Genomic DNA, 5,553 nt, shown 5'->3' with positions numbered 1-5,553 from the left:
GAATAATGAGCTGGCGATGACTTACTCTCACATGGGAAACCCCACACTACCATCAGCGCTAAGAGGTTTCACTTCTGAGTTCGGGAAGGGATCAGGTGGTTCACTCTTGCTATGGTCGCCAGCACAACTGGTATGGATACTTACATTGGTCTTATTGGTTGCCGATGCGTTTTCCAAATCTTTACAGATGGGCTGATTGAGTCTTACTTTATTTTGTTCATTTTAGCTAAGCGTATAACTAAATCAAGTTGCTTTGCATATTAATGAATCGATTGATGCTTTATATACAACTGCTTGGGTGTTGTATAGTCAAGCCTCACGAGCAATTAGTATTGGTCAGCTTCACATATCACTATGCTTCCACATCCAACCTATCAACGTCCTAGTCTCGAACGGCTCTTTAGAGGACATAAAGTCCTAGGGAAATCTTATCTTGAGGTAGGCTTCCCGCTTAGATGCTTTCAGCGGTTATCCCTTCCGAACATAGCTACCCGGCGATGCGACTGGCGTCACAACCGGTACACCAGAGGTTCGTCCACTCTGGTCCTCTCGTACTAGGAGCAGATCCTCTCAAATTTCCAGCGCCCACGGTAGATAGGGACCGAACTGTCTCACGACGTTCTAAACCCAGCTCGCGTACCTCTTTAAATGGCGAACAGCCATACCCTTGGGACCTGCTTCAGCCCCAGGATGAGATGAGCCGACATCGAGGTGCCAAACACCGCCGTCGATATGAACTCTTGGGCGGTATCAGCCTGTTATCCCCAGAGTACCTTTTATCCGTTGAGCGATGGCCCTTCCATACAGAACCACCGGATCACTAAGACCTACTTTCGTACCTGCTCGACTTGTGGGTCTCGCAGTTAAGCGCGCTTTTGCCTTTATACTCTACGCGTGATTTCCGACCACGCTGAGCGCACCTTCGTACTCCTCCGTTACTCTTTAGGAGGAGACCGCCCCAGTCAAACTACCCACCAGACATGGTCCTCGCCCCGGATTACGGGGCAGAGTTAGAACCTCAACATTACCAGGGTGGTATTTCAAGGACGGCTCCATTGGAACTAGCGTTCCAACTTCAAAGCCTCCCACCTATCCTACACAAGTAAGGTCAAAGTTCAATGTCAAGCTGCAGTAAAGGTTCACGGGGTCTTTCCGTCTAGCCGCGGGTACACTGCATCTTCACAGCGATTTCGATTTCACTGAGCCTCTGCTGGAGACAGCGCCGCCATCATTATGCCATTCGTGCAGGTCGGAACTTACCCGACAAGGAATTTCGCTACCTTAGGACCGTTATAGTTACGGCCGCCGTTTACTGGGGCTTCGATCAAGAGCTTCGCTTACGCTAACCCCATCAATTAACCTTCCAGCACCGGGCAGGCATCACACCCTATACGTCCACTTTCGTGTTTGCAGAGTGCTATGTTTTTAATAAACAGTTGCAGCGGCCTGGTTTCTGTGGCTGTCATCAGCTCAGGAAGCAAGTTCCATCACCAACAACAGCGTACCTTCTCCCGAAGTTACGGTACCATTTTGCCTAGTTCCTTCAGCAGAGTTCTCTCAAGCGCCTTGGTCTACTCGACCTGACCACCTGTGTCGGTTTAGGGTACGATTCCTGTGTAACTGAAGCTTAGAGACTTTTCCTGGAAGCATGGTATCAGCCACTTCGCTGTACAAGTACAGCTTGCTATCAGATCTCAGCATAGAGCACCCCGGATTTGCCTAAGATGCATGCCTACTTCCTTTCACCTGGACAACCAACGCCAGGCTGACTTAACCTTCTCCGTCCTCTCATCGCATTACACAGAAGTATTGGAATATTAACCAATTTCCCATCGACTACGCCTTTCGGCCTCGCCTTAGGGGTCGACTCACCCAGCCCCGATTAACGTTGGACTGGAACCCTTGGTCTTTCGGCGAACGGGTTTTTCACCCGTTTTGTCGTTACTCACGTCAGCATTCGCACTTCTGATACCTCCAGCATACTTCTCAATACACCTTCATCGGCTTACAGAACGCTCCCCTACCACTTGACTTAAAAGTCAAATCCGCAGCTTCGGCACATAGTTTTAGCCCCGTTACATCTTCCGCGCAGGCCGACTCGACTAGTGAGCTATTACGCTTTCTTTAAAGGGTGGCTGCTTCTAAGCCAACCTCCTAGCTGTCTATGCCTTCCCACATCGTTTCCCACTTAACTATGATTTTGGGGCCTTAGCTGGCGGTCTGGATTGTTTTCCTCTTGACTACGGACGTTAGCACCCGCAGTCTGTCTCCCGGATAGTACTCATAGGTATTCGGAGTTTGCATCGGTTTGGTAAGTCGGGATGACCCCCTAGCCGAAACAGTGCTCTACCCCCTATGGTATTCGTCCGAGGCGCTACCTAAATAGCTTTCGGGGAGAACCAGCTATCACCAGGCTTGATTAGCCTTTCACCCCTATCCACAAGTCATCCCCTGGCTTTTCAACGACAGTGGGTTCGGTCCTCCAGTTAGTGTTACCCAACCTTCAACCTGCTCATGGATAGATCGCCTGGTTTCGGGTCTATACCCAGCAACTAAACGCCCTATTAAGACTCGATTTCTCTACGGCTCCCCTATACGGTTAACCTCGCTACTGAATATAAGTCGCTGACCCATTATACAAAAGGTACGCAGTCACCGAACAAGTCGGCTCCCACTGCTTGTATGCATGCGGTTTCAGGATCTATTTCACTCCCCTCACAGGGGTTCTTTTCGCCTTTCCCTCACGGTACTGGTTCACTATCGGTCAGTCAGGAGTATTTAGCCTTGGAGGATGGTCCCCCCATATTCAGACAAGGTTTCACGTGCCTCGCCCTACTCGTCATCATTATGTGTGCCCTTTCGTGTACGGGAATATCACCCTCTACGTTCGCACTTCCCAGAGCGTTCCACTAAAACACACATAACTTAATGGGCTGATCCCCGTTCGCTCGCCGCTACTAAGGGAATCTCAATTGATTTCTTTTCCTAAGGGTACTGAGATGTTTCACTTCCCCTCGTTCGCCTTGCAACACTATGTATTCATGTTGCAATACCTACCTTAAAGTAGGTGGGTTCCCCCATTCAGAAATCTCCGGATCAAAGGATATTTGCCGCCTCCCCGGAGCTTATCGCAGGCTATTACGTCTTTCATCGCCTCTGACTGCCAAGGCATCCACCACATGCACTTAATTACTTGACTATACAACCCCAAACAGTCGTTATTACCTACAAGGAGTAATAAGACATGATCAATGATTTCTCATCAATCTCTTACAGTTTGAAGTACTGTGTATTTAAACACTGTACAGCTTCAATCTAATTCATATACCAAAACGCTTGATTCAGTTAATTTGCTAGTTCTCAATGAATTCCAAGATCAGAATTACTTCTTCTCTTTTCATTATTGAGTGAACAATTTATTTCAGACTCAATTTTGCCAATCTGTTAATGAATAAACATGCCTTCGTCAGGTCATGCTTAATACCGTGATACTTAAATCACAGAAGTTAATAAACCAAGATCTTAATCTTTATTTACTAATTTCTGTAATCCGAACTTCTCTTAAGTTCTGGTGGAGACTAGGAGAGTCGAACTCCTGACCTCCTGCGTGCAAAGCAGGCGCTCTACCAACTAAGCTAAGTCCCCAGCTTACATCATCAGTTATGTATCTTCTTTTCTATAACTTCAACCAGTCAAAGTCATGGTGGGTCTGACAAGACTTGAACTTGTGACCCCACGCTTATCAAGCGTGTGCTCTAACCAACTGAGCTACAGACCCTCAGATACATCTATGAAGAACAACTTGTTGTGGATTCTTACCAATCGTCAATCTTTCGTTAAGGAGGTGATCCAGCCGCAGGTTCCCCTACGGCTACCTTGTTACGACTTCACCCCAGTCATCGGCCACACCGTGGTAAGCGTCCTCCTTGCGGTTAGACTACCTACTTCTGGTGCAACAAACTCCCATGGTGTGACGGGCGGTGTGTACAAGGCCCGGGAACGTATTCACCGCGGCATTCTGATCCGCGATTACTAGCGATTCCGACTTCATGGAGTCGAGTTGCAGACTCCAATCCGGACTACGATCGGCTTTTTGAGATTAGCATCCTATCGCTAGGTAGCAACCCTTTGTACCGACCATTGTAGCACGTGTGTAGCCCTGGCCGTAAGGGCCATGATGACTTGACGTCGTCCCCGCCTTCCTCCAGTTTGTCACTGGCAGTATCCTTAAAGTTCCCGACATTACTCGCTGGCAAATAAGGAAAAGGGTTGCGCTCGTTGCGGGACTTAACCCAACATCTCACGACACGAGCTGACGACAGCCATGCAGCACCTGTATGTAAGTTCCCGAAGGCACCAATCCATCTCTGGAAAGTTCTTACTATGTCAAGGCCAGGTAAGGTTCTTCGCGTTGCATCGAATTAAACCACATGCTCCACCGCTTGTGCGGGCCCCCGTCAATTCATTTGAGTTTTAGTCTTGCGACCGTACTCCCCAGGCGGTCTACTTATCGCGTTAGCTGCGCCACTAAAGCCTCAAAGGCCCCAACGGCTAGTAGACATCGTTTACGGCATGGACTACCAGGGTATCTAATCCTGTTTGCTCCCCATGCTTTCGCACCTCAGCGTCAGTGTTAGGCCAGATGGCTGCCTTCGCCATCGGTATTCCTCCAGATCTCTACGCATTTCACCGCTACACCTGGAATTCTACCATCCTCTCCCACACTCTAGCTAACCAGTATCGAATGCAATTCCCAAGTTAAGCTCGGGGATTTCACATTTGACTTAATTAGCCGCCTACGCGCGCTTTACGCCCAGTAAATCCGATTAACGCTTGCACCCTCTGTATTACCGCGGCTGCTGGCACAGAGTTAGCCGGTGCTTATTCTGCGAGTAACGTCCACTATCTGAAGGTATTAACTTCAGTAGCCTCCTCCTCGCTTAAAGTGCTTTACAACCATAAGGCCTTCTTCACACACGCGGCATGGCTGGATCAGGCTTGCGCCCATTGTCCAATATTCCCCACTGCTGCCTCCCGTAGGAGTCTGGGCCGTGTCTCAGTCCCAGTGTGGCGGATCATCCTCTCAGACCCGCTACAGATCGTCGCCTTGGTAGGCCTTTACCCCACCAACTAGCTAATCCGACTTAGGCTCATCTATTAGCGCAAGGTCCGAAGATCCCCTGCTTTCTCCCGTAGGACGTATGCGGTATTAGCATTCCTTTCGAAATGTTGTCCCCCACTAATAGGCAGATTCCTAAGCATTACTCACCCGTCCGCCGCTAAGTGATAGTGCAAGCACCATCACTCCGCTCGACTTGCATGTGTTAAGCCTGCCGCCAGCGTTCAATCTGAGCCATGATCAAACTCTTCAGTTAAAAATCATTTTGCACCTTATTAAAGACAAGGTGCCAATTCTGGCTCATCAATTTTCTGACTTAAATTTCGCTCAAATAAACTTCGAGTAATTTAAACCAATCAATCAATGATAATATTTCGATCAATCAATCAGTAAAAATCCACACAAGTTGTTCTTCATAATCTCTTAATGATCTT

At 48.4% G+C, this 5,553-nt stretch carries 2 tRNA genes and 3 rRNA genes; all 5 read right to left on the bottom strand.

Features of this window, described 5'->3' with window-relative positions:
- Positions 1-8 precede the first annotated feature (8 nt).
- Positions 9-123 (bottom strand): 5S ribosomal RNA (gene rrf, locus HL290_RS18400).
- A 182-nt stretch (positions 124-305) separates the two neighbouring features.
- Positions 306-3,199, bottom strand: a 23S ribosomal RNA gene (locus HL290_RS18395).
- Between the two features lie 370 nt (positions 3,200-3,569).
- Positions 3,570-3,645: transfer RNA gene (locus tag HL290_RS18390), tRNA-Ala, on the bottom strand.
- Between the two features lie 56 nt (positions 3,646-3,701).
- Positions 3,702-3,778: transfer RNA gene (locus tag HL290_RS18385), tRNA-Ile, on the bottom strand.
- A 59-nt stretch (positions 3,779-3,837) separates the two neighbouring features.
- A 16S ribosomal RNA gene (locus HL290_RS18380) occupies positions 3,838-5,375 on the bottom strand.
- The 16S, 23S and 5S rRNA genes sit together here with 2 tRNA genes alongside, the layout of an rRNA operon.
- Positions 5,376-5,553 lie beyond the last annotated feature (178 nt).

Source organism: Acinetobacter sp. AC1-2 (assembly GCF_016124155.1).
Classification (GTDB): Bacteria; Pseudomonadota; Gammaproteobacteria; order Pseudomonadales; family Moraxellaceae; genus Acinetobacter; species Acinetobacter calcoaceticus.
Note: the sequence above shows the minus strand (reverse complement) of the source record. Positions and strands in the feature narration are given on the sequence as shown.